Annotated in this window: 25 protein-coding genes and 3 pseudogenes; 23 read left to right on the forward strand and 5 right to left on the reverse strand. The window is 38.8% G+C overall.

Features of this window, described 5'->3' with window-relative positions; translation table 11 throughout:
* The first annotated feature begins 66 nt into the window (after positions 1 to 66).
* Entirely contained in the window at positions 67 to 312 is a 246-nt protein-coding gene (locus tag GQR93_RS14610; RefSeq protein ID WP_225417940.1) for a nucleoside triphosphate pyrophosphohydrolase family protein, read from the forward strand.
* Here GQR93_RS14610 and GQR93_RS14615 read toward each other — a convergent pair.
* A protein-coding gene (locus GQR93_RS14615; RefSeq protein ID WP_159298846.1) for an IS3 family transposase occupies positions 309 to 1,471 on the reverse strand; the annotation gives its coding sequence in 2 pieces (ribosomal slippage) (positions 309 to 1,231 and positions 1,231 to 1,471; 1,164 coding nt in all). The genes GQR93_RS14610 and GQR93_RS14615 overlap by 4 nt on opposite strands.
* A gap of 299 nt (positions 1,472 to 1,770) precedes the next feature.
* Here GQR93_RS14615 and GQR93_RS14625 point away from each other — a divergent pair.
* The 21 genes and pseudogenes from GQR93_RS14625 (at position 1,771) to gshAB (ending at position 19,196) form a co-directional block, all read left to right on the forward strand.
* Positions 1,771 to 2,376, forward strand: coding sequence for a recombinase family protein (locus GQR93_RS14625; protein ID WP_033615032.1), 606 nt, complete (start codon positions 1,771 to 1,773; stop codon positions 2,374 to 2,376).
* 469 nt (positions 2,377 to 2,845) lie between these two features.
* The gene (locus GQR93_RS14630; protein ID WP_032811339.1) at positions 2,846 to 3,217 is read left to right on the forward strand and encodes a cupredoxin domain-containing protein; all 372 of its coding nucleotides are present in this window, start codon (positions 2,846 to 2,848) and stop codon (positions 3,215 to 3,217) included.
* Between the two features lie 16 nt (positions 3,218 to 3,233).
* On the forward strand, positions 3,234 to 3,500 hold the full coding sequence (locus tag GQR93_RS14635; protein ID WP_032811340.1) for a cupredoxin domain-containing protein: 267 nt from the start codon (positions 3,234 to 3,236) through the stop codon (positions 3,498 to 3,500).
* Positions 3,501 to 3,529: 29 nt separating this feature from the next.
* On the forward strand, positions 3,530 to 5,485 hold the full coding sequence (locus GQR93_RS14640; RefSeq protein WP_032811341.1) for a copper-translocating P-type ATPase: 1,956 nt from the start codon (positions 3,530 to 3,532) through the stop codon (positions 5,483 to 5,485).
* Positions 5,486 to 5,501: 16 nt separating this feature from the next.
* Positions 5,502 to 5,729, forward strand: coding sequence for a heavy-metal-associated domain-containing protein (locus GQR93_RS14645; protein WP_033615028.1), 228 nt, complete (start codon positions 5,502 to 5,504; stop codon positions 5,727 to 5,729).
* A 75-nt stretch (positions 5,730 to 5,804) separates the two neighbouring features.
* A complete protein-coding gene (locus GQR93_RS14650) occupies positions 5,805 to 6,473 on the forward strand; it encodes a response regulator transcription factor (RefSeq protein WP_039098576.1) in 669 nt (222 codons plus the stop codon).
* Positions 6,461 to 7,561 (forward strand): histidine kinase dimerization/phospho-acceptor domain-containing protein, encoded by a 1,101-nt coding sequence (locus tag GQR93_RS14655; RefSeq protein ID WP_057910561.1) that lies wholly within the window; start codon positions 6,461 to 6,463, stop codon positions 7,559 to 7,561. The genes GQR93_RS14650 and GQR93_RS14655 overlap by 13 nt, the downstream gene beginning before the upstream one ends.
* 48 nt (positions 7,562 to 7,609) lie before the next feature.
* Positions 7,610 to 8,536, forward strand: coding sequence for an IS982 family transposase (locus tag GQR93_RS14660; protein WP_057910562.1), 927 nt, complete (start codon positions 7,610 to 7,612; stop codon positions 8,534 to 8,536).
* Between the two features lie 362 nt (positions 8,537 to 8,898).
* Positions 8,899 to 9,276 carry a hypothetical protein gene (locus tag GQR93_RS14665; protein WP_056980855.1) on the forward strand — a complete coding sequence of 126 codons (378 nt, stop codon included), beginning with the start codon at positions 8,899 to 8,901 and terminating at the stop codon, positions 9,274 to 9,276.
* Between the two features lie 73 nt (positions 9,277 to 9,349).
* Positions 9,350 to 9,736, forward strand: a complete 387-nt coding sequence (locus tag GQR93_RS14670) for a BlaI/MecI/CopY family transcriptional regulator (RefSeq protein WP_035457193.1) — start codon at positions 9,350 to 9,352, stop codon at positions 9,734 to 9,736.
* Positions 9,723 to 9,959 (forward strand): hypothetical protein, encoded by a 237-nt coding sequence (locus tag GQR93_RS14675; protein ID WP_057910564.1) that lies wholly within the window; start codon positions 9,723 to 9,725, stop codon positions 9,957 to 9,959. Before GQR93_RS14670 ends, GQR93_RS14675 begins: the two co-directional genes overlap by 14 nt.
* Positions 9,960 to 9,988: 29 nt before the next feature.
* Entirely contained in the window at positions 9,989 to 10,240 is a 252-nt protein-coding gene (locus GQR93_RS15595) for an IS3 family transposase (protein ID WP_002816285.1), read from the forward strand.
* 17 nt (positions 10,241 to 10,257) lie between these two features.
* Positions 10,258 to 11,136 (forward strand): IS3 family transposase, encoded by an 879-nt coding sequence (locus GQR93_RS14685; RefSeq protein WP_263863847.1) that lies wholly within the window; start codon positions 10,258 to 10,260, stop codon positions 11,134 to 11,136.
* Between the two features lie 162 nt (positions 11,137 to 11,298).
* A complete protein-coding gene (locus tag GQR93_RS14690; RefSeq protein ID WP_260159648.1) occupies positions 11,299 to 12,354 on the forward strand; it encodes a multicopper oxidase family protein in 1,056 nt (351 codons plus the stop codon).
* Positions 12,355 to 12,577: 223 nt separating this feature from the next.
* The gene (locus GQR93_RS14695; protein WP_003678293.1) at positions 12,578 to 13,270 is read left to right on the forward strand and encodes a response regulator transcription factor; all 693 of its coding nucleotides are present in this window, start codon (positions 12,578 to 12,580) and stop codon (positions 13,268 to 13,270) included.
* A complete protein-coding gene (locus tag GQR93_RS15485; protein ID WP_225442058.1) occupies positions 13,267 to 14,568 on the forward strand; it encodes a sensor histidine kinase in 1,302 nt (433 codons plus the stop codon). The genes GQR93_RS14695 and GQR93_RS15485 overlap by 4 nt, the downstream gene beginning before the upstream one ends.
* Before the next feature lie 58 nt (positions 14,569 to 14,626).
* Entirely contained in the window at positions 14,627 to 15,430 is an 804-nt protein-coding gene (lgt, locus tag GQR93_RS14705; protein ID WP_035181252.1) for a prolipoprotein diacylglyceryl transferase, read from the forward strand.
* Positions 15,431 to 15,461: 31 nt separating this feature from the next.
* Complete coding sequence (locus GQR93_RS14710; protein ID WP_003678287.1) at positions 15,462 to 15,878, forward strand: ArsC/Spx/MgsR family protein; 417 nt, start codon at positions 15,462 to 15,464, stop codon at positions 15,876 to 15,878.
* A 242-nt stretch (positions 15,879 to 16,120) separates the two neighbouring features.
* Positions 16,121 to 16,528 (forward strand): annotated as a pseudogene (locus GQR93_RS14715) (HAD-IC family P-type ATPase); the annotation flags it as partial.
* A gap of 197 nt (positions 16,529 to 16,725) precedes the next feature.
* Positions 16,726 to 16,884 (forward strand): annotated as a pseudogene (locus tag GQR93_RS14720) (LemA family protein); the annotation flags it as partial.
* A gap of 44 nt (positions 16,885 to 16,928) precedes the next feature.
* The gene (gene gshAB, locus GQR93_RS14725; protein ID WP_159298847.1) at positions 16,929 to 19,196 is read left to right on the forward strand and encodes a bifunctional glutamate--cysteine ligase GshA/glutathione synthetase GshB; all 2,268 of its coding nucleotides are present in this window, start codon (positions 16,929 to 16,931) and stop codon (positions 19,194 to 19,196) included.
* Positions 19,197 to 19,315: 119 nt separating this feature from the next.
* On the opposite strand, the gene GQR93_RS14730 is transcribed toward gshAB, so the two are convergent.
* The 4 genes from GQR93_RS14730 to GQR93_RS14745 form a co-directional block, all read right to left on the reverse strand.
* Positions 19,316 to 19,756 (reverse strand): NusG domain II-containing protein, encoded by a 441-nt coding sequence (locus GQR93_RS14730; RefSeq protein WP_035457186.1) that lies wholly within the window; start codon positions 19,754 to 19,756, stop codon positions 19,316 to 19,318.
* Between the two features lie 18 nt (positions 19,757 to 19,774).
* Positions 19,775 to 20,026, reverse strand: coding sequence for a hypothetical protein (locus GQR93_RS14735; RefSeq protein ID WP_035457185.1), 252 nt, complete (start codon positions 20,024 to 20,026; stop codon positions 19,775 to 19,777).
* A 112-nt stretch (positions 20,027 to 20,138) separates the two neighbouring features.
* Positions 20,139 to 20,435, reverse strand: a complete 297-nt coding sequence (locus GQR93_RS14740; RefSeq protein WP_002817475.1) for a hypothetical protein — start codon at positions 20,433 to 20,435, stop codon at positions 20,139 to 20,141.
* An 18-nt stretch (positions 20,436 to 20,453) separates the two neighbouring features.
* Positions 20,454 to 20,618 carry a DUF2933 domain-containing protein gene (locus GQR93_RS14745; protein ID WP_003688746.1) on the reverse strand — a complete coding sequence of 55 codons (165 nt, stop codon included), beginning with the start codon at positions 20,616 to 20,618 and terminating at the stop codon, positions 20,454 to 20,456.
* A gap of 205 nt (positions 20,619 to 20,823) precedes the next feature.
* Here GQR93_RS14745 and GQR93_RS14750 point away from each other — a divergent pair.
* Positions 20,824 to 20,934, forward strand: a pseudogene (locus tag GQR93_RS14750) (helix-turn-helix domain-containing protein); the annotation flags it as partial.
* Positions 20,935 to 20,942 lie beyond the last annotated feature (8 nt).

Here is a 20,942-nt window from a genome sequence, read left to right on the forward strand (position 1 = left end):
ATTACCTTAAAACCAATGTATCTAATTAAGATTCAAAATTTGCGGATGATAAGGACTGAATATTTTATGGAATATGAGCAGTTAATAAGTGAGCTAATTGATTTTCGTGATAGTCGGGGTTGGAATAAATATCATACGTTACCTGCATTGGCCCGAGCAGTCTCAGTTGAAGCCGGTGAATTGAATGAATTGTTTTTGTGGGATGTTGAGAGTAAAAAAGATTTTTCAGATAAGTCAGTTGATAACATGAAGCTTGAGCTTGCCGATATTCTTACATATGGGAAGTCAACACTTTTTCGGACAGTTTGCTAAGCGACTTTTTGTGAAGCTTGGTCATACAAGGAAAGCCATGCTACTGGTGCAAGATAGTCTAAGCGTGCTTGTACCCTTACGCGGTTGTAAAAGGTCTCGATGTAAGCGAAGACTTGCGCTCTCAGATCATTGATATCTTTAAATTGTATCTGATAAATGAGCTCTTTCTTCATGATGGCAAAGAAGCTTTCGCTCCAAGCGTTATCACCCGTTTTTCCCAATGCTGAGAAGCTACGTTGCCAATGATATTGGTTGACCAACTTTGTCACTGCTTTGGCCGTGTATTGGCTACCACGGTCACTATGAAAAATACACGTTTCTGGCAAAGCCCACCTTTGGTGGGCTTGTTTAAGTGTCGCTAAGACTAAATCCGTGTCCATATGATTGGATATTTGATGAGCTAACACTAGGTTGCTGGTCAAATCCCTTATTTGGCAAATGTAAGCTTTTCCTTCTGATGTTGTCGTCTGTGTAATGTCACTTGATAAGGCTTCAAACGGCTTAAAAGATTGGTGTTTCACTAGATTGGGATAATCACCTTGACGAGCAAGGCGGCTATCGGTCAAACTCTTCGGATGACGACAACGTAGCGTTGGATACAGACCGGCATCAGCCATCAGACGGGCAACTGGGTGATAGGAAGCTTTATTACCATTTTTACGCAATAAACCGCAGATGCGTTTGGGCCCGTAAGTGCCCTGTCCTTGATCAAAAAAGTGTTTGATTCGTTGACGATATTGCCTTTCTTTGGCGTTTCGCTTTGGCAAAGCTCTCCGCCAAGCATAATAACCACTCGTTGATACGTCTAACAAACGCGCCCACCTTACCACAGAAACAGAGGTTTCCCTCAACATAAAAGCATACTTATCGCTGGGGGTTACTTCTGGAGACTGGCAAAGTAGGCGGCGGCTTTTTTTAACATATCACGCTCCAATGCTAATTCGGCATTTTCACGTTTTAAGGCACGGTTCTCAGCTTCTAAAGAAGCAAACGGCGTTTGCTTTCCATCTTCGGTATATTGCTTCCGCCAACGATACAGGGCACTTTCAGGAACACCAAGTTCGGAGGCAATGATTTTAACTGGTTTGGAAGAGTTAAAACTCAAACGTACCGCATTTTTCTTAAAATCTTGGTCGTAGCGATTGCGTGAATAGGTCATTTTGAGGACTCCTTTTGGATAAATCAATTCTCTTATGTTGCTGTCCGAAATTCTAGTACAGACCCTATTAACACCACCAATATCCCATTCAATTATCAGAAAATCACTAATTTTATCGGGTCTAGAATTTTTGGTGTTGGAAAGTATTTCCATTCCAAAAGTACTAGGCCCTAATTTAAAAAGCCATTGATAATGGATCAAAAACGGCCATTAGGGTATGCCCTATTGGTCTTTTTTATTTTTGTGCTATACTAGGAATTACAAGTGTTCATTAGAACTGTCCAAAAGGAGAATTGGAAATGGCTAAAATCGGTTATGCGCGTGTGAGTTCCAAGGAGCAACATTTAGATCGGCAGTTAGCGGCTTTAAAAGACGTTGATAAATTATTTACGGATAAACTAAGTGGGGCGAATACTCAGCGGCCGGCTCTGCAAAAGCTGTTGACCTATATTCGCGATGGGGACATTGTCCTGGTCACGGAATTAGATCGCTTGGGACGGAATAATCAAGACCTAACTAAGATTATGAACACCATCCAAGCCAAGGGTGCTACCTTAGACGTCTTAAACTTACCCTCCATGACCGGAATAGCGGATCCCAACTTACGGCAACTGATGACCAACCTGATTATTGAACTCTATAAGTATCAAGCCGAAAGTGAACGGAAGCGGATTATTGATCGGCAGCAACAAGGCATTGCGCTAGCCAAACAACAGGGCAAGTATCATGGTCGCAGACCCCAATATACCCAAGACGATCCCCGCCTGCAGCATGCCTTTCAACTCTACCAAACCGGTATGAGTGACGCAGACATCGCCAGAACGACCGGCATTAAACGGACCACCTTTATTCGCTACCGGAAAAAGTATGGGGTTCAACGACCGGAACGATTCAAAAGTCATTAAGGGCGACTCCGGCAAGCTTTAGCCAGGGAATTTAAAATTTCATTTGCTCATTAACAGTTTGCTTTTGCTGGTAATTAAGAAGTAACGATTTAACCGCGACTTAATGACCTCAAAGCTTTAGTTATCTTGGTTGAAGGTGATGGGGCCAAATAACTTTCGAGTTAGGATACCTGCCGAAAATAAACTGATGATAATAATGATAATTTGGGCAATGCTGTCCTCTGACAAACTAGTATGAGACACAAAGGGCATTAGGAGGAGAGCGTAAAATATCTTGTGTAAATGGTAGATTGTAAAATTAATCCGAACAGCGTTCGGATTAATTTTACAATCTACCTTTTATTTCTCAAAAAATTTTCAATTTATGTTTACAAATGTAAATTTTAGTGTTGACTTTCTACGTTTACAGATGTAATCTTAAATTATTGAAAAGAAACATAACCGTTATTACCTAAGAGGAGGAAATGATATGGCACAAATACTTACAGTAGTAGTTGGAGTAATATTGATCGTTTTTATTGGTTGGTGGTTTTTTGGCAAACATAGTGAGAGTCAAGCAACTGCAGTTACAACGAAAGATGGTCAAACAGCTAAAGTGGTCGTCAACGGCGGCTTTAATCCAGCTGTTTTAAAAATAAAAAAAGATACCCCTGTAAAATTAGTCTTTAATCGGAAAGATTCAACGACCTGTCTTGAGAAAGTCGTTTTTCCAGACTTCGGAGTGGACGCCGAGTTGCCAATGAATCAAGACGTAGCGATTCCAATCGACACATCTAAAGCGGGTGAGTTCGAGTATTCATGTGGAATGCACATGTTTCATGGCAAGATCGTTATCAAATAACAAAGGAGCTAGGTTTATGCTTGGATTAAATAATAATAAAATCAATATCACGGTTGATGGCGGCTATTCGCCAAATAATTTCAAATTAAAAGCTGGTAAGCCAGCGGAGGTTACGTTTACGAGAGTCGCTGATAAGGGCTGCACGCAACAAGTCAAGTTCAACGGCGAATTATATGATCTACCACTCAATCAGCAGGTAACGGTTAGGTTTACACCTCAAAAAGGAAATTATGAATGGACGTGTGGTATGAACATGGTTAAGGGCAACTATCGCGTTAAATAATAACGCTCGATATTTGAGGAGGAAACCTTATGTCAGTTATGAAAAGATTCATCATTGGTGTGATTGGCTCAGTACCGTTACTCATAAATATGTTTATGAGCTTTGGCGGCTCCATGTTGGGCGGAGAAAAATATGGTGTGTGGATTTTGTTCGCGTTTGGTTCATTAGTTTATTGGTTTGCGGGCTTGCCATTTTTGCATACTGCCATCGTTTCATTTAAAAACCATCACGCCAACATGGATACCCTAGTTGGATTAGGTACTACGATTGCGTACATTTATAGTATTTATGCCATGTTTACTAGACCCGCTGGTACGTATTTTGAAGCTGTGGCGGTTGTGATTACTTTAATACTATTAGGCTCCGTTTTTGAAGAAAAAATGAAGTCGTCAGCTTCATCGGCGGTTGATAAGCTGATGGATCTGCAAGCCAAAGAAGCGGAAGTCCTTCGCGATGGCGAATTTGTAAAACTGCCCATTGATCAGGTTGTCGAAGGTGATGTTGTTCGTGTTAAGCCGGGTGAAAAAGTGGCTGTTGATGGTGAGATTGTTGAAGGGCAATCTACACTTGATGAATCAATGGTTACGGGAGAATCAATGCCCGTCGAAAAGGGACCTGGTGACGCGGTTATCGGTGCAACCCTCAATAATACGGGATCATTTACTTTTAAAGTAACCAAAGTTGGTTCTGAAACAATGTTGTCGAATATTGCTGAAATGGTTCGTCAAGCACAGAACTCGCGGGCACCAATTCAAAAGACCGTTGATACCATTTCAAACATTTTTGTTCCGGTTGTTTTGATGATTGCTATTTTGACGTACGTTGTTTGGTATGCATTTTTAGGGGCTACTCCGGTTACCGCCTTGATCTTCGCCGTGTCAGTTATGATTATTGCTTGTCCATGTGCTCTGGGGATTGCTACTCCGACTGCATTGATGGTTGGGACGGGACGTTCCGCCAAGCTTGGTATTCTAATTAAAAATGGTGAAGTCTTAGAGGCTACTCACACGATTAAAACGGTTGTTATGGATAAAACTGGGACCGTTACTGTTGGTAAACCACAAGTAACGGATATCGTTTCAACTGGTAAATTTGAAGAAGCCGAGATTCTTAGCATTGCTTCCGGGCTTGAAGGTGCTTCAGAACATCCACTAGCCTTAGCCGTTTTAAATGAAGCAAAAGCCAAAAGTGTCGTGCCCTTACAAGCTGAAAACTTTGAAGCTATCAGTGGTAAAGGCGTCCAGGCCGTTATTGATGGAAAGCAAGCCTTTATCGGCAATGACAAATTAGCAGATGATTTTAATATGACAACTGATCTGAAAAATAAAATGACCAAACTTCAAGCGCAAGCAAAAACGGTGGTCTTGGTAGGCTACGATGGGCAAATTATTGCTTTAATTGGGATTCAAGATGCACCTAAACCAACTTCGAAGGCCGCAATCAAGGCAATGCAGAAAGCCGGTTTTCGGACAGTTATGTTAACGGGTGATAACAAACTGGTGGCAACGGCGATTGCTGAGGAAATTGGCATTGATGAAGTTATTGCCGATGTTATGCCTGGAGATAAAGCGCAACATATTAAGGAGTTAGAAGAAAAAGCGCCGGTTGCTTTTGTGGGTGATGGTATTAATGACGCGCCGGCGTTATCAACTGCAACCGTTGGGATTGCCATGGGTTCGGGTAGTGATATCGCAATTGAATCTGGTGATATTGTTCTCGTAAAAAATGATTTAATGGACGTGGTCACTGCGCTGGTTATGGCGCGTAAAACGTATAGCCGCATCTTGTTGAACTTATTCTGGGCCTTTATTTATAACGTGGTTGGGATTCCAATTGCTGCTGGTATTTTCTATGCGCTCGGGTTTATCCTTTCACCGGAACTAGCCGGTCTCGCGATGGCGCTTAGTTCCATTACGGTTGTTATCAGTTCGCTGTTACTTAATTATGTCAGGTTACCAAAAGAAAATAAGCTAGCGTCAAATTAAGGAGGATCGCGATCCCATGGAAAAAGTAATTGCCAAAATTGATGACATGCATTGTGAACATTGTCAGCATATTGTGGAGGATGCGCTCGAAGCAACTAATGGCGTGCAGTATGCCAATGTAACCTTGGAAAAAGATGAAGTCGTCATTGAATTTGATAAACATAAGTTACAGATAGCTGAAATAAGCGATGCGGTAGCTAATGCAGGTTATGATGTCCGTCTTTATACGGTAGTGGAAAAATAACACAAGTCATTTTCAAAGAGAGGTCCGCCGTGATCGGCGAGCCTTTTTTATTTAGACGAAAAGCAGGGGGAAAGCGTGAAAAATATATTACTGATAGATGATGAACCGCGAATGTTAGATCTATTACAGCTATATCTGGAGGGTGATAGCTATCATTGCGAGAAGGCAAATGATGGTGTAAAAGCAATTGAGCGATTGAGACATGAAAAGTTTGATCTAGTTCTATTAGATGTCATGATGCCCGTTATGGATGGCTGGGAAGTTTGTAAAAAAATCAGGGAATTTGATAATACGCCAATCATTATGTTGACCGCCCTAAATCAAAATAACGATATGATCTTTGGCTTGAAAAATGGTGCTGATGATTATATTACTAAACCGTTTGATGAGCATGTGTTAATGGCAAGAATTGAAGCACTAGTTCGGCGTACTGAGAAGGTGGACATAATAAAATCAAATAATTTAACATTAGATCAGCGGACTCATCAACTGCGTATCGATCGGGCAGAACTCGAAATTACGCCAATTGAATTCAATATTTTAACGCTGTTTTTGAACAATAAAAATGACATTTTTAGTCGCAATCATTTAATTGAGCGTATTTGGGGATACAACGCTGAGGTTGATGATAGAACCGTCGACTCACATATCCGAAATTTACGAGAAAAGTTAAGAAACAATGGTTTTGCTGTGGATTCGATGCTGATTACCGTATATGGAGTTGGTTACAAATGGTTAGGATAAAAGCAGCTATTAATATTATGAAACAAAGGGTTAGCCATAAGATTTCGGTCAAAATAGGACTGTCATTTTTATTGATGGCGATTGCTATTGAAATGGGAATATTTATAAGCTTATTTCTTTTAGTTGTTAACACTTGGATCAATGAACAGGCCAGTAGTTTAGTCAAGCGTGGGGAGAACCATGCCCATGTTTTGACCAACGATTTCACTGCTCAAACAATAAAACATGTTGTTTTGACTGAAAAAGGGGATACTGATATGGCAATTATTGTCCAAAGTCCAGATGGTCAAACTTTGATGGCTTCACAAGTGGTGAATTCTAAAATGAAAAAGCATCTTGCAAAATTCACGAGTGCTAGTCAGGGTAAATCTGAGGTTTTACACTCTGACTGGATGAAAAAAAGTTATCTCGTATCAAAATCACCGATCATCAAAAAGGGCAAATTGCTTGGTAATGTTTATATGTTCTTATCTACTAAGCAGATTCAGAAAATGGTCTTTGATTTTTCTAGCGTGTTCATAGTTTTGGTTATATTAACGTTTTTGATAACTATTTTTGCAACCGCATCTATCGCAAAAAATTTAACCTTACCCATCAGAGCAATAACGTCTGAAACGAAAAAGATTGCCCAGGGAAACTTGTCCGTAGCATTATCGATAGATAGTCAGGATGAATTGGGGGACTTAGCTAATTCAATCGAAGACATGGCTAATAAACTCCGACACACGAAAAAGGAACGGAATGAGTTTTTTGCGGCCGTTACCCATGAATTGAGAACGCCGTTAACCTTTATAAAAGGCTATACGGACATCGCCAGTCGGGAATCAGTATCAGAAGGTGAACGGGTAAAATACCTGAGTATTATTCGTGATGAAAGTGCACGGTTGACTCATTTGATGGACGACATGATGACGTTAGTTCAATTTGAAGCACATAATTTTTCAATAAAAAAATCTTCGGTCCTTATCGCCAATTTAATGGACGACTTAATGAAAAAAGTAGCGGGAATCTTGAATCAAAAAAACATTCATTTACCTCTTGTGCTAGTTGAAGCTCGAATCCTGGTATCAAAAGAGCTCCCGCATTAAAATGAGCCCCGATTGAATCATCTAAACTTTAATCGGGAGGCATTCATCATGCGAAAGCACCTTAAGTTTAAACAATATCGTCATGAATTACAACGTGAATATCAAAAAGTCTATCGGATTATCAAGCCTTTATATCAGCAGTTGGTTCCGTTAGCCATTCGACATCGCCATAACTATCAGCACTTAGTCGTTTCTGATGTGGAAATTATCGCAACCACCATTCTGGGCCAACTTCATCACTTTTCATCACAGCTAAAATGGTATCAATGGTTGTGCCGTACACGGTTTGCCCGGCGGCCGTTCATTGAACGCTCACGCTATAATCGGCGCTGTCGGGACTTGGTCAATTTGATTAGTCTTTTACGTCAAGCTTATGTTCAGCGCGTGGCGGGGGATTTCAAGTATGTGATCATTGATAGTTTACCCATGCCACTTTGTCAACCCGTTCGTAATTTAACCGCGACCCGGTTGCGTGATTATGCCGATATCGGCTTTAATTCGTCTAAACGCACTCCCTTTTATGGGTTTAAGTTCCATTGTCTTTTAACGAACCAAGGCTTTGTGCTGAATTGGCAGCTCACAGCAGCGTCGGTGCATGACAGTCAAGTTGCCAGTGATCTCCTGTTATCAACGGGCCGTGACTTGGTGGTTTTAGGTGATTTAGGCTATTTAAACCAGCCGCAGCAGCGCGACTTAAGGGCTAACGGGATTATCTTGTGGACGCCTAAACGATCCAATATGTCACCAACGGAATCCGCACAACAGACGCGGCGCTTAAAGCGTTACCGGAAACGAATCGAAACGACGTTTTCATCTTTTACCCGTAGTTTTAATTTTGAACAACTGGGATCGCAAACCCTAACCGGCATCCGATTGACCGTAGAGACCATCTTGTTTGCCCATACGATGGAAGTCGTGCATGCCTTAGGGCAAGAGCGTTATGGCTTCAATTTAGCTGGTGGTATTCTTAACTAGCACAAGAGGTATATTATATGTACGAAGGCATTTCATTTACACAAGATTCTTGACGCTACCTATTATCTTGTACTATACAGTATGGTGTGACAAATAAATGCAAGTGTTTGTATAAAAATATCTTGTATGGACCTTTTGTTCAATTTTTAATGTTCACAATCTGGACATAATCAGTTGGGCTGTTTTAAAATAATTGGTTTAAAATTCAAACTACAAATTAACTCCATAAATTGAATTTACAATGAACATAGAAAGCGAGGTTTTTGAATATGATTATTATAGGACTAATGGTTTTTGCACTGATGTTATTAGCCGTATTTCATATACGACAAGAATCACGACTGTTGTGGAAGTCTAACTATATGGTAATTGTTGCAGCAAGTAATATTTTATTTTTAATTCTTGCTTTCATTATGTGGATTCCGGCTAGAAATAGTATATTACTCAGCTCTTTATTGGCTATTCTAATAGTACTAGGCTTTATGTCGGGAGTTAGTGGTGTAGCTCAAGATGGATTTTTGTTACCAAGTTTGTTGCCAACATTAATAAACTTTAAGGATATTCAACAATTAACAATGACAAATAAGCAGATCACATCTGGAAAAATAATTCTAGTAGTGACTGGTCAGTCAAAGCAAAATAAAAGGTTTAACCTCATTTTTAATGAAAATTCGGTTGAACTACAACACTTTATTACTAAAAATACGGCTGATCACGTTTCCATCCAAGGACGTGAATAATTTTTTGACATTATGGTTTACAAATGTAATCGTAAATGTTATGTTACAGCTATAATCAATAGAGGTGATTATTTTGTTAGATCACGAGGTAAAAGATAATTGTATTGGTTGTGTAACTAATGCTGAGTACGAAATTTTGCGAATTATCTGGCATTATCCCGGGATTTCAACTAAAGATATTTACCAGGCAATCCGGCGACGACAAACTTGGCGGCCCAGCACTGTTAAAACATTACTATTTCGACTCGTAAGCAAGTCCTTGGTTACTAAAGATACCTATTATCATCAGGCCCATTATTATGCCCAATATAGTGAATCGATAGTTGTCTCTGTTTTTATTCAAAGATTACTTTCAAGACGGGAAACGTTGTCGCCAGAAGAATTTTTAGTACTTGTAGAAGCTAATTTGCAAGAAGGTCAAACTGATGATGGTGAGTTAAAAATAAATGAAAAAAATTAGACTAATTTTAGGTGGAATATGCTGTGAAAATGCTGTAAAAACAATATTTTTTGAGTTACATTCAATTGACGGAGTGGAGGAAACCCATTTTGATTTAGCGAGTCACTCTGTATTGATTTATATGCAGATAAAGGCTTTATCAGTAATAGAAAGTAAGTATCAAGCTGATAATGGATGTAAGCTGATTCCTGAGACAACTTTTAAGAGAGGGTATAATGAATAAATCGTCTCTCAAAAGGAAGGAATTTTTACATGCCAACTCGTTACGACAAAGAATTCAAACAAAACATTATCAACCTATATAAGCAAGGCGAATCAGCTGCCCAACTGGCCAGAGAATATGGCATTGGCTATTCAACCGTTCATAAGTGGATCCAGGGCCAAGCCAAAACTCAATCCGGTAAATCGCCAGACGAAATTAAAGCGATGGAAAAGCGGCTGGCTTCCCTGTCTGAGGAGAACGAAATCCTAAAAAAAGCCCTGGGCTTCCTTGCACAGAAGTAACCAATATCTTTGATTACATTCACCAAGAAAGCCATCACCACCAGGTAACCAAGATGTGCCGAATCCTCGGTGTTTCCAGAGCTCAGTATTATCGTTATCGATCCCCCAAACCTTCAAAACGCCGGGCCGAAGATGCGGGCTTGAAACAACGGATTCTGCGGATCTTTGCGGAATTTAAGCAGCGATACGGTGTTATGAAGATCCACCATGAATTGAATCTGGAACTTCAACCAATGCAGCGTCGGTGCAGTCCACGCCGGATTTCCCGGCTCATGAAGGAACTGGATATCCACTCCGTTACCGTCAATAAGTGGAAAGCGGCTTCGGCTTCCAGAACCAAGGTTGAACAGCGTCCCAACTTGCTTAAGCAGGATTTCTCGACCACTGGTTTAAATCAAAAATGGACCGCTGATATGACCTATATTCAAACGAAGCGTAATGGCTGGTGTTACTTATCAACCATCATGGACCTGCACTCACGACGGATTATCGGCTATTCGTTCTCAAAAAAGATGGCTACTGATTTAGTCTTAAAGACCCTTGAAAGCGCGGTTAAAAATCGAACCATTACTGGGGACCTGATTATCCATACGGATTCAGGATCACAGTATACCAGCGATGATTACAATCAACGTTTAACTGAACTACATATCCGCCACTCATACAGCCGTAAGGGTTGTCCGTATGATAATGCGCCAATGGAATCCTTTCACGCTTCCCTCAAAAAGGAATGTGTTTATCCAGTGCCGGTCTTTGAGAATTATGGAACTGCCGCTGCTGTCCTTTTTGAATATGTGCATGCTTTCTACAATAGGAAGAGAATTCATAGTTCACTGGGCTACCAGACCCCCTTACAAGTTGAAATCGCAACACTTACGAGTCAAATGGCCGCCTGATTTAATGCTTTCCAGGGTTCAAATAAGTTATTAATCGCGATTAATGATTTATTTGAGCTGTGGAAGGTAAACGCGGTTCTGAATGTCTCTTAAAATCTGTCTCAAATATTGACTTCAATCCATTTAAAACAATCGACCTCTTTTCATTGGCATGGTGCAATTTTGCCAAGCTCAAGTGATGGTGGGCCACATCAAACTGTTGCAGCGGGCCAGAGTAGACTAATAAATTTCAAAGTTAATCAACCAGCAGCAACGCTTTGGTATCATCCTCATGCTGTTGGCAGTACGGCTATTCAGGTTTATAAAGGACTAGCTGGCTTCTTGTTGGTTGATGATCAAAATAGTAGGCGAATAAAGTTACCCAAAACTTATGGTAAAGATGATTTTCCAGTTGTTGTACAGGATCGAAACTTTGATAAAAATAACCAATTGAATTATAGGCAGGTTGCATCTAGTAATGGGACATTAGGTGATAAATTATTAGTAAATGGTACTCAGAATCCATATATCGAAACAACAACTAAATATATTCGATTACGCCTATTAAATGGTTCCAATGCCCGTAAATATATTTTTAAACTCAATGATGGTAGACCTCTTTACCAGATTGGTACCGATGGTGGATTTTTAAAAAAGCCAGTTCCAGAGAAACAAATTATACTAACACCTGGAGAGCGGGCAGAAGTCGTCGTTGATTTAGGTGGTTACTCGCAGGGAAGTCAGGTCAAGCTAAAGTCTAAGGAAAGTAGCGTTCTGACAATGAGGATAAAGAGCAATCGTGGAGGAGAAGCAAAATTACCCCATCGACTAACGAACATTCAGTCGGTCAATAATTTCAATCGAAAAGTTGTTCAAAACATCACCTTATCTGGTATGGGACATATGGTAAGCATCAATAATAAGCAGTTTTCAATGAAACGAATTGATATAAAGGTAAAACAAAATACGGCACAAATTTGGAAGATTAGTAACAAGGATAATATGATGGGTGAGATCCACCCTTTTCACATCCATGGCGTTCAGTTTCGGTTATTGAGCGTTAATGGCAACACACCCGCAAGTAACATGCAAGGGAGGAAAGACACAATTATGACAAGACCGGGGAACCAATATAAAATTATGATTAAATTCACGCAACCTGGGGTTTTTATGTATCATTGCCATAATCTTGAACATGAAGAGACCGGAATGATGGGCCAAATTCAAGTTGTGCCGTAACGGTCACTTAATTCGCTTAATGAAATTACGCCAAGTCTGCTTAATGCTGTCAAGTTGTTGTGGTGGAATTAAACCCAGCATCATGATGAATAGTAGCAGTGGGCAGAAGATAATTAGAAGAATTGTTGCTAGCATCCACATATTTGTTCACTTCTTTTTCTTTTTGATAATTATGCCAGAGATGTATGGAGATTATGTGCAAAATATATGGAGATGAAAAAATTTGACTAAAATTTTAGTTGTCGATGATGAAAAGAAAATTGTAGATATAGTTACCGCCTATTTAATCGCACAAAAATTTGAAGTTGAGGTGGCCTACTCGGGAACGGAAGCTTTGACCAAGTTTTATAAATGGCAGCCTAACCTGGTGGTGCTTGATCTTATGCTACCAGATTTAGATGGTAATGAAGTGACCAGAAGAATACGGCAAGATAGTAAAACACCGATAATTATGTTGACGGCAAAATCAAGTGATGAAAGTATTGTTAACGGATTGCAATCTGGCGCCGATGACTATGTAGTTAAGCCTTTTAGTCCACGAGTGGTAGTAGAACGGATAAAAACCGTACTACGACGTGTCACAGAAGAACAAGCGGAAAAAGTTCTCTCCTTTAACAATGGACAGTTAAAAATCAAATTAGAATCGCAACAAGTTTTTGTCCATGATATGGAGATTGCACTGACGCATACAGAATATGATATTCTTGCAACAATGGCGAACTATTATCGACAAATATTTACCCGTGAACAGTTAATCGATTTAACTAGAGGAATTGACTATGACGGACTAGATCGGATGATTGATTCTCATATTAAAAATTTACGACGAAAAATTGAAAGTGATAATACTAAGCCGGTTTATATAATAACGGTTCATGGCCGAGGCTACCGTTTTGGTGGGAGTAAAGATGAATGAAACGACAGATTCGGACACAGCTAATAATCTCTTTTATATTTTTGGTGTTATTGATCGTAGGTTCAATTAGTTTAATGACCATGAGTTTAGTTAGTGATCATTTTGACAAATATGTGCAGAAAAAACATGATACAACGCTCACCGCATATAAAAACGAATTAAAGGTTAGTTATCTGATCAACAATGGTACTTGGAAACCGGCCAAAGTTAAAAAGATCGGTGTTAGAGCATTGCAAGATGGTCTTATTTTGGTTTTGAAAAATACTGACAATAAAATAATATGGGAACCAAGTCAAACCTTGTTACATAGGGCTACTAATACCAAAAATATAGATAGTATGAACAAAAAAAATGGAGCTATCAAGATTAATTCCAAAAAAGTCGCCCTAGTACAATTCTCACATAATGATGCTTTAGGGTATACACGACATGATGTCGCATTTATCAATGATTTACGAATTGGTTTGGCCGGTATTTCAATCTTTGTATTTTTAGTTGCAATAGTCATTGCAGTATGGATAGCTCGTGATCTAAGTAGACCGTTACGACAAATTGTATCCTTTACTCAGGCGGTAGCGTCTGGGGATTATCGAAACCAGTTACCGCAACAAACACAAATCGTAGAGGTAAATGCGCTAGTAAATGTAACTAACGAACTTTCACGCCAGTTATCCAAGAATCAGGCGCTACGGGAGCGTTTGTCTTCCGATATTGCTCATGAATTACGCACGCCATTAACAACGATTCAGGGTTCGCTAGAAGCGATGATCGATGGAATCTGGCCAATTGATGAGGCAAGATTGGTTAGTTTAAATGATGAAGTTATACGGTTGACCCACTTGATCAATAATATTGAAAATATTGCTTCAATTGAACATCGCGAGGATAAGTTAATCAAAGTTGATACTGATCTTAGTAAATTGATACAGCAGGTTTTAAATAATTTTCAAAGTAATCTTGAGGAGAAAAGAATAACGCTTGATTACCAGACGGAAAAAATCATCGTTGCAATTGACCCAAATAAAATAAATCAGGTTATTACCAATTTATTGTCAAACGCCATAAAATTTACACAAACAAAGGGCAAAATAATAATTAAGTTAAAACGTGTAGCAGATAATGTTGTTTTAACTATTGAAGACAACGGTAGTGGAATTGCAGAAAAGGATGTCCCACATGTATTTGATCATTTCTATATGGCTGATCCAGCACGAAATCGCCAACAAGGCGGCCAAGGGATTGGTTTAGCAATTGTTAAAGCAATCGTGGTGGCTCAGTTTCTGTGGACAGTGAATTAGGTGTTGGGACTATTTTTACAGTTAAACTACCATTGAATAATTAGGAGGGAATGATCATATGGGAGCACTAAACCCGATCGCGTTTAAATTAGGACCTTTTCTGGTTCATTGGTACGGTATTATTATTGCAAGTGGGGCAGTACTTGGTGTGCTGCTTGCAATTAACGAAACTAAGCGACAAAGGATTTCTGCAGATGACATTTATGATTTAGTATTCTGGGCATTGCCAATTGGATTTATTGGCGCACGAATCTATTATGTCATTTTTGAATGGCAGTATTATTCACAACATTTAAATGAGATCATTGCGATTTGGCAAGGGGGTATTGCCATTTATGGTGGCCTAATTGCTGGTGGGATTACATTGATCGTCTTCTGTCGGCAGCGTAGCTTATCAGTTTGGCAGGTCCTAGATGTTGTTACGCCAGGCATTATGTTAGGTCAAGTTATTGGAAGATGGGGTAACTTTGTTAACCAGGAGGCCTTTGGGTCTGCTGTTTCACGCAGTTTTTTGCAGCAGTTACACTTGCCTAACTTTATCGTGCAACAGATGTACATTGGCGGTGCATATCATCAACCAACTTTTTTATATGAATCAGTATGGAATTTTGTTGGCTTGATCTTACTCCTTAGTTTACGGCATAAAAGAGGTCTGTTTAAACGGGGAGAAATTGCGTTAAGTTATGCGATTTGGTATTCATTTGGTCGATTTTTTGTTGAAGGAATGCGAACTGATAGCTTGTATCTATTTGGCCAAGTACGTGTGTCACAATTATTATCATTGATTGTTTTCATTGTGATGCTCAGTATCTTTGTTTATCGACGGAAACAGCAAAAAGCTTCTAATTATTTAATTGATTAATTAATAATGTAAAAGAAAGCGAGGCTAAATTATGATTAATCTGTATTTTCATACTAGTGATCCGGCAAAACGAAAAATGCTCGATTGGTTTCATGATCAAAAAATTGATGTACAGATCCGTAATATTATGCAAAAGCGATTAACTGAATTGGAAATTAGGCACTTGTTTTTGCTATCCGATAATGGTAGCGATGATTTGATTGCAATACGTTCGAAGGCTGTTCAAGAACACGTTTTTGATAAGGGTCTAACATTTAATCAATTAGTGATTGCGGTATATCAGCACCCCAAAATTTTAAAGAACCCGATTGTGTTTAATGAACAAAGCCTGGTTACGGGATTCAGTATTGAGGATATCGGTGTTTTTGTACCATCAAAACAGCGGAAGCGTGAGCGATTGTCATTATTTGGTAAATTATATACTGCAGAATTTGGTAAAGTTTCTTGAATTGACCAGGGCTTTACAACAGAATAAATTTTTTTGCTTTTTGTGTTTACATTTGTAAACTTAAGAGGTATGATATTTGCATCGTTTACAAGTGTAAACACAAGGGAGTGATGAACCTGAATGAAATTGACGGTCACAATGGAAAAGCTTATAAATGCTTCAACGTAATTAACTGTAATTGCTTGTTTAATAAAAAGATGGTTGTCGTATGACCGAATAAAATTAATTTTTATAAAAAAAGGAAGGCTGATCACGTTAAACAACTTCAACAACAAGCACCAGTAGCCTTTGTTGGTGATGGTATTAACGATGCGCCAGCATTAACAACCGCTGATGTCGGCATTGCCATGGGTTCTGGTACGGATATTGCAATTGAATCTGGTGGCATTATCTTAGTTAAGAATAATCTGTTAGATGTTGTCAATGCACTCGAGTTGAGTCAAAAAACGTTTAATCGAATTAAGTTAAATCTGTTTTGGGCGTTCATTTATAACTCATTAGGTATCCCCGTTGCTGCTGGTATTTTTGTTGGACTAGGGCTGATCTTGAGTCCAGAATTAGCCGGTCTAGGAATGGCATTAAGTTCATTATCAGTTGTTGCCAGTTCATTGATGCTCAATAGAACCAAATTAACTACGGTAACTGCGTAAATTGGAGGATACAAAGTGGAAAATCAAAATTCAAAAAAAGCAACGGTGCTGACTGTAGTGGTCGCAGTTGTCTATACTGTTATAGCTGTATTTGTTGGAATCCTTTTATTGAATGGTCTATAAACATGGTTAGATCATTTAGATTTTCTAGAACTTCGTTAAAAATAACTTAGCGTATTTTTGAGAGGATGAGAAAAATGCAATCGCGAAGATTTAGAACCTGGTGGATTAGCTTAGGCGTGATTTTAATAGCGCTTGCGGCCGTTGGTGCAATAAGTGTTGAAACCTATAATAGTTTGGCTAAACAGAATCAAGAAGTCGAGGCGCAATGGAGTCAAGTGGAAAATGTGATGCAACATTTCTAAAAATAAAATTAGAAAAAGAGAGAAGCGAGTAGTGTATGATTTTTAGCGAATTATTGCAGCAGGCGCAAAACATAGCCGCAATATCACATTCAAGAATTGGTGTGGAACGAGAAAGTCAACGCGTAAGCCTGAACGGAAAATTAGCCGTTACAAATCATCCAAACGTACTTGGTAGCCGCCAATTCCATCCTTATATCCGTACCGATTTTGCTGAGACTCAATTAGAAATTGTAACGCCAGTAGTGAATACAGTGAATGATTTATTTCGTTGGTTAGCTGCTTTACATGATGTTACCTATCAATCAATGCCAGCAAATGAAATGTTGTGGCCACTCAGTATGCCACCGGAGCTTCCAATCCGCGATGATGAGATTAAGTTAGCCAAATTGCCTGATTTTCAAGGTGTTTTATATCGCCGCTACTTGGCTAGAATATATGGTCGACGTAAACAGATGATTAGTGGGCTACATTTTAACTTTGAATTTCCAACTGTATTGGTCGAAGAACTGTATCAGCACCAAAGTGAGGTAACTGATTTTAAATGCTTTAAAAATATACTCTATCTTAAAACGGCGCGTAACTACCTTCATTACCGCTGGTTAATTACCTATCTATTTGGTGCCAGTCCTGTTGCTGAATCCAATTATTTTGAATCAAATGATGAGCAACCACAAACGGAAGTACGGAGTATCAGAAATAGTAAGTTTGGCTATTGTAATAAAAACAATGTTCAAGTATCATTTGAATCTTTACAAACTTATTTCGCCGATATAGAAACGCAAATACGTGAAGGTCATTTGATTAAGGAAAAAGAGTTCTATTCACCAATTAGGTTACGTAGAAGCGAACAGACAATTGACCAACAAGCGAGCGTTGATTATTTGGAATTAAGGAATATTGATATCAATCCGTTTGAACGTTATGGGGTTAGTGAAAATCAAATCGTATTTCTGGAACTATTTATGTTGTTCATGCTTTGGACGGACGAAAAGGAAACTAGTAATGATTGGATAATGGCCGGTGATCAAATCAATAATGAGGTGGCACTTGAGTCACCATTGACGCCAACTCGTTATCGAACAAACGGCCTTAAAATAATTGATTTAATGAAAAGAATGGCACAACAGTTGGATTTAAAAGGCTATGAAAGGGTACTACAGCAGGCCAAAAATGGATTGACAGATGTTGCAAAAACGATTAGTGGCCGAATGGTGAAGCAACTAATGACTATTAACCAATCAGTTTTTGCAACAGCCAACGGATTAGAGAATCGTAAGGTTATTACGAAGATTCCATATCAGCTAAATGGTTTTACTAATATGGAACTATCAACACAAATTTTAATGTTTGATGCCATTCAAAAAGGTATTACAGTAGATGTGATCGATGAAAATGATCAGTTATTAAAGCTACAGTTGAGTCACCAAATTGAATATGTCAAGAATGGAAATATGACAAGCCGAGATAGTTATATTGTGCCGCTGATCATGAAGAATAAGACAGCTACCAAAAAAATTTTGACCACGTCAGGTTTTAATGCTCCAGCCGGAGTTGAATTTATTAGCATAAATATGGCTTTAGCGGCTTATCCGAGATTTATGGGCAATCCAATTGTGATCAAGCCGCAGTCGGCTAATTACGGTAGAGGTGTTACCGTGTTTAAACTTTCTCCATCGCTGGTTGATTATTCGCAAGCGATTCGACGCGCATTTGCCGAGTGTTCGACCGTACTAGTTGAGAGCTTCATTGCTGGACCTGAGTATCGGTTTTTAGTAATTGATGATAAGGTAAAAGCGGTCTTATTACGAATTCCCGCTAATGTTACTGGTGATGGACACCATACGGTAAAACAATTAGTTGCAATCAAAAATCAGAGCGTCTTGCGTGGTTTGAATGATCGAACACCGCTTACTAAGATTTCTTTAGGGATGGTCGAACAAATGACATTAAAAAGTCAGCAGTTTACGGTTGATTCAATTCCGATGAGTGGTCAGCGTATCTATCTTAGGAAAAATTCGAATATTAGTTCTGGTGGGGACTCTGTTGATGTAACTGATCAAATTGATTTTACCTACAAAGAAAAAGCTGCTGCTGCTGTAAAATGTTTAGGTGCAAAAATATGCGGAATTGATTTGATTATTCCTGATAGATCAGTACCCGTTTCTGATCACGAGTCCTATTCGATTATTGAGGCCAACTATAATCCAATGATGGATATGCACTGTTACCCTTATAAGGGCCAAAAGCATAGAGTAACTGCAGATGTGCTTGAATTCTTATTTCCGCAGTTAAATGACTTATAAGACTGCATCTCATAATTGGTAATAATAATCAGCGTGTAATAAAAAGCAATCACAATTCCCGACTTTGAGAATTATGATTGCTTTTTAAAATGATTAATCATGATTACATAGTATTTTGATCATGGCCTTACAAGTGAGTTATCTTGAGTGTTGGTATTATTACTACTTTTGATTGTTATGATCAGACGGTGAGGTAGACAAATACTTTGTTGTCCCGGTTTACTGATCCAACCAGTATTAACGGCAATTTGATCAGGTGTATTATCTTCCTTATCGCGTATACGTGTTCCATTAACTTCTATAATATTATATTCACCGGGGTGTGGGTGTAATGTAAATAATTGGTGTTGTGTTTTGCGAGAGAGCTTAATTTTCTTTATTACTTTTTTGTCAACAGAAATTTCAGCATAGGTGGTTGGTTTAGCATTATTAGTCGCGGTGGTCATCTGTTGCTTCTGAGAGTATCCAAATATAATCAAGGGGATAAAAGAAACGACAAGTAGTATAAAAATGATTATGTAGTCCCAAGGGCGTATTTGCTGTTTTAGATTTTTAAACATCTTCAGTGAACAACCTAGTTAAAAGACGCGAACTGCAGGCAAAGTATAAGAGTAATTACCGATCGAGTCGACAGATCCATCAGACTGTAGGCTATTTAGACCAATCTTAGTGCTAAAATCCTCTTGATTAACAGTAGTTGCATCAACTTTATAAAAAACTGTAGTCCAAGTTGTTGCTGCCTCAAGCAGTTTTTTTCCAGTGGAGAGTGTAACATCTGTTAATGTTAGTGCGGTAACTAAAGTAGGCATATTTCTCTGCGTTAATTTCAACTTTGTCTCCTCCATTTTTTTGAAATACACTTTATTAAAACAGTCATATGTGTCGTAAATATGGAGAAGCCAGCATATATAAAAAAGAGTGCCATGTGGCACTCTTTTTGAGCTATTTAATATCAACAACACCGACAAATTCAACATCATCAATTGCAGTTAAGTAAAAACTATCAGTTGGTCCAAGTATTGCAAGTTGACCATTTTTGATTGTACATTCTTGATCTGGTGTGGTCAGTTTCACCGTCCCTTTTAAGGGAATGAGAACTATATTTCCAGGTACAGGGTGAAATTCTCCGTTGTTTGTCACTGTATTTTTCTTTAGTATACGATGACCAACCCGTCTTTGACCATTTTCGTAAAGGTGTTCATGGACCTCATCACCGCGACTACCAGTTAATATTTTCATATAATATATACTCCCAAGTTAATTGACTTTTTTACGTGGCTTTTCAGTATTATTGGAATTTTGTTGAGTGTTGTTTCCACAGCCGCCCATACTACCAGAGCCACCGTGCATACCCTTGTGCATAAATAGCATCATGAGTGGGTGTGCTAGAAGAAAAAGGGCTATCAGAATCCATTGTGACATAGTTTCACTTCCTTTTGCTTTGTTTCTATAATAAGTATAAATTGGAAGTGTGTTGTTTTTATGTTGTCGGGAATTTTTACATAATTATGAATATTATTATGTATACGGTAGATTGTAAAATTAATCCGAACGCTGTTCGGACAAAAAAGATCAGCTTCCTTTAAAATGGTGTTTACCACAAACCCATCTTTTAGGAGCTGATCTTTTGTCTAGTATAACCTATTCCGAACGAATTAAAATCGAAACCTTTTGTGAACTAGGGCTGTCCAATATCCAAATAGGCGTTCGGCTGAACCGATCACCGTCAACAATTTCTTAGAAACT

It is taken from the genome of Lentilactobacillus hilgardii, from assembly GCF_009832765.1.
GTDB classification, from domain to species: Bacteria; Bacillota; Bacilli; order Lactobacillales; family Lactobacillaceae; genus Lentilactobacillus; species Lentilactobacillus hilgardii.

Bases quoted from the DNA above. Each gene is read 5' to 3' on its own strand.
- GQR93_RS14610 (WP_225417940.1), top strand. From the start codon at position 67: ATGGAATATGAGCAGTTAATAAGTGAGCTAATTGATTTTCGTGATAGT.
- GQR93_RS14625 (WP_033615032.1), top strand. From the start codon at position 1,771: ATGGCTAAAATCGGTTATGCGCGTGTGAGTTCCAAGGAGCAACATTTA.
- GQR93_RS14630 (WP_032811339.1), top strand. From the start codon at position 2,846: ATGGCACAAATACTTACAGTAGTAGTTGGAGTAATATTGATCGTTTTT.
- GQR93_RS14635 (WP_032811340.1), top strand. From the start codon at position 3,234: ATGCTTGGATTAAATAATAATAAAATCAATATCACGGTTGATGGCGGC.
- GQR93_RS14640 (WP_032811341.1), top strand. From the start codon at position 3,530: ATGTCAGTTATGAAAAGATTCATCATTGGTGTGATTGGCTCAGTACCG.
- GQR93_RS14645 (WP_033615028.1), top strand. From the start codon at position 5,502: ATGGAAAAAGTAATTGCCAAAATTGATGACATGCATTGTGAACATTGT.
- GQR93_RS14655 (WP_057910561.1), top strand. From the start codon at position 6,461: ATGGTTAGGATAAAAGCAGCTATTAATATTATGAAACAAAGGGTTAGC.
- GQR93_RS14660 (WP_057910562.1), top strand. From the start codon at position 7,610: ATGCGAAAGCACCTTAAGTTTAAACAATATCGTCATGAATTACAACGT.
- GQR93_RS14665 (WP_056980855.1), top strand. From the start codon at position 8,899: ATGGTAATTGTTGCAGCAAGTAATATTTTATTTTTAATTCTTGCTTTC.
- GQR93_RS14675 (WP_057910564.1), top strand. From the start codon at position 9,723: ATGAAAAAAATTAGACTAATTTTAGGTGGAATATGCTGTGAAAATGCT.
- GQR93_RS15595 (WP_002816285.1), top strand. From the start codon at position 9,989: ATGCCAACTCGTTACGACAAAGAATTCAAACAAAACATTATCAACCTA.
- GQR93_RS15485 (WP_225442058.1), top strand. From the start codon at position 13,267: ATGAAACGACAGATTCGGACACAGCTAATAATCTCTTTTATATTTTTG.
- lgt (WP_035181252.1), top strand. From the start codon at position 14,627: ATGGGAGCACTAAACCCGATCGCGTTTAAATTAGGACCTTTTCTGGTT.
- GQR93_RS14710 (WP_003678287.1), top strand. From the start codon at position 15,462: ATGATTAATCTGTATTTTCATACTAGTGATCCGGCAAAACGAAAAATG.
- gshAB (WP_159298847.1), top strand. From the start codon at position 16,929: ATGATTTTTAGCGAATTATTGCAGCAGGCGCAAAACATAGCCGCAATA.
- GQR93_RS14730 (WP_035457186.1), bottom strand. From the start codon at position 19,756: ATGTTTAAAAATCTAAAACAGCAAATACGCCCTTGGGACTACATAATC.
- GQR93_RS14740 (WP_002817475.1), bottom strand. From the start codon at position 20,435: ATGAAAATATTAACTGGTAGTCGCGGTGATGAGGTCCATGAACACCTT.
- GQR93_RS14745 (WP_003688746.1), bottom strand. From the start codon at position 20,618: ATGTCACAATGGATTCTGATAGCCCTTTTTCTTCTAGCACACCCACTC.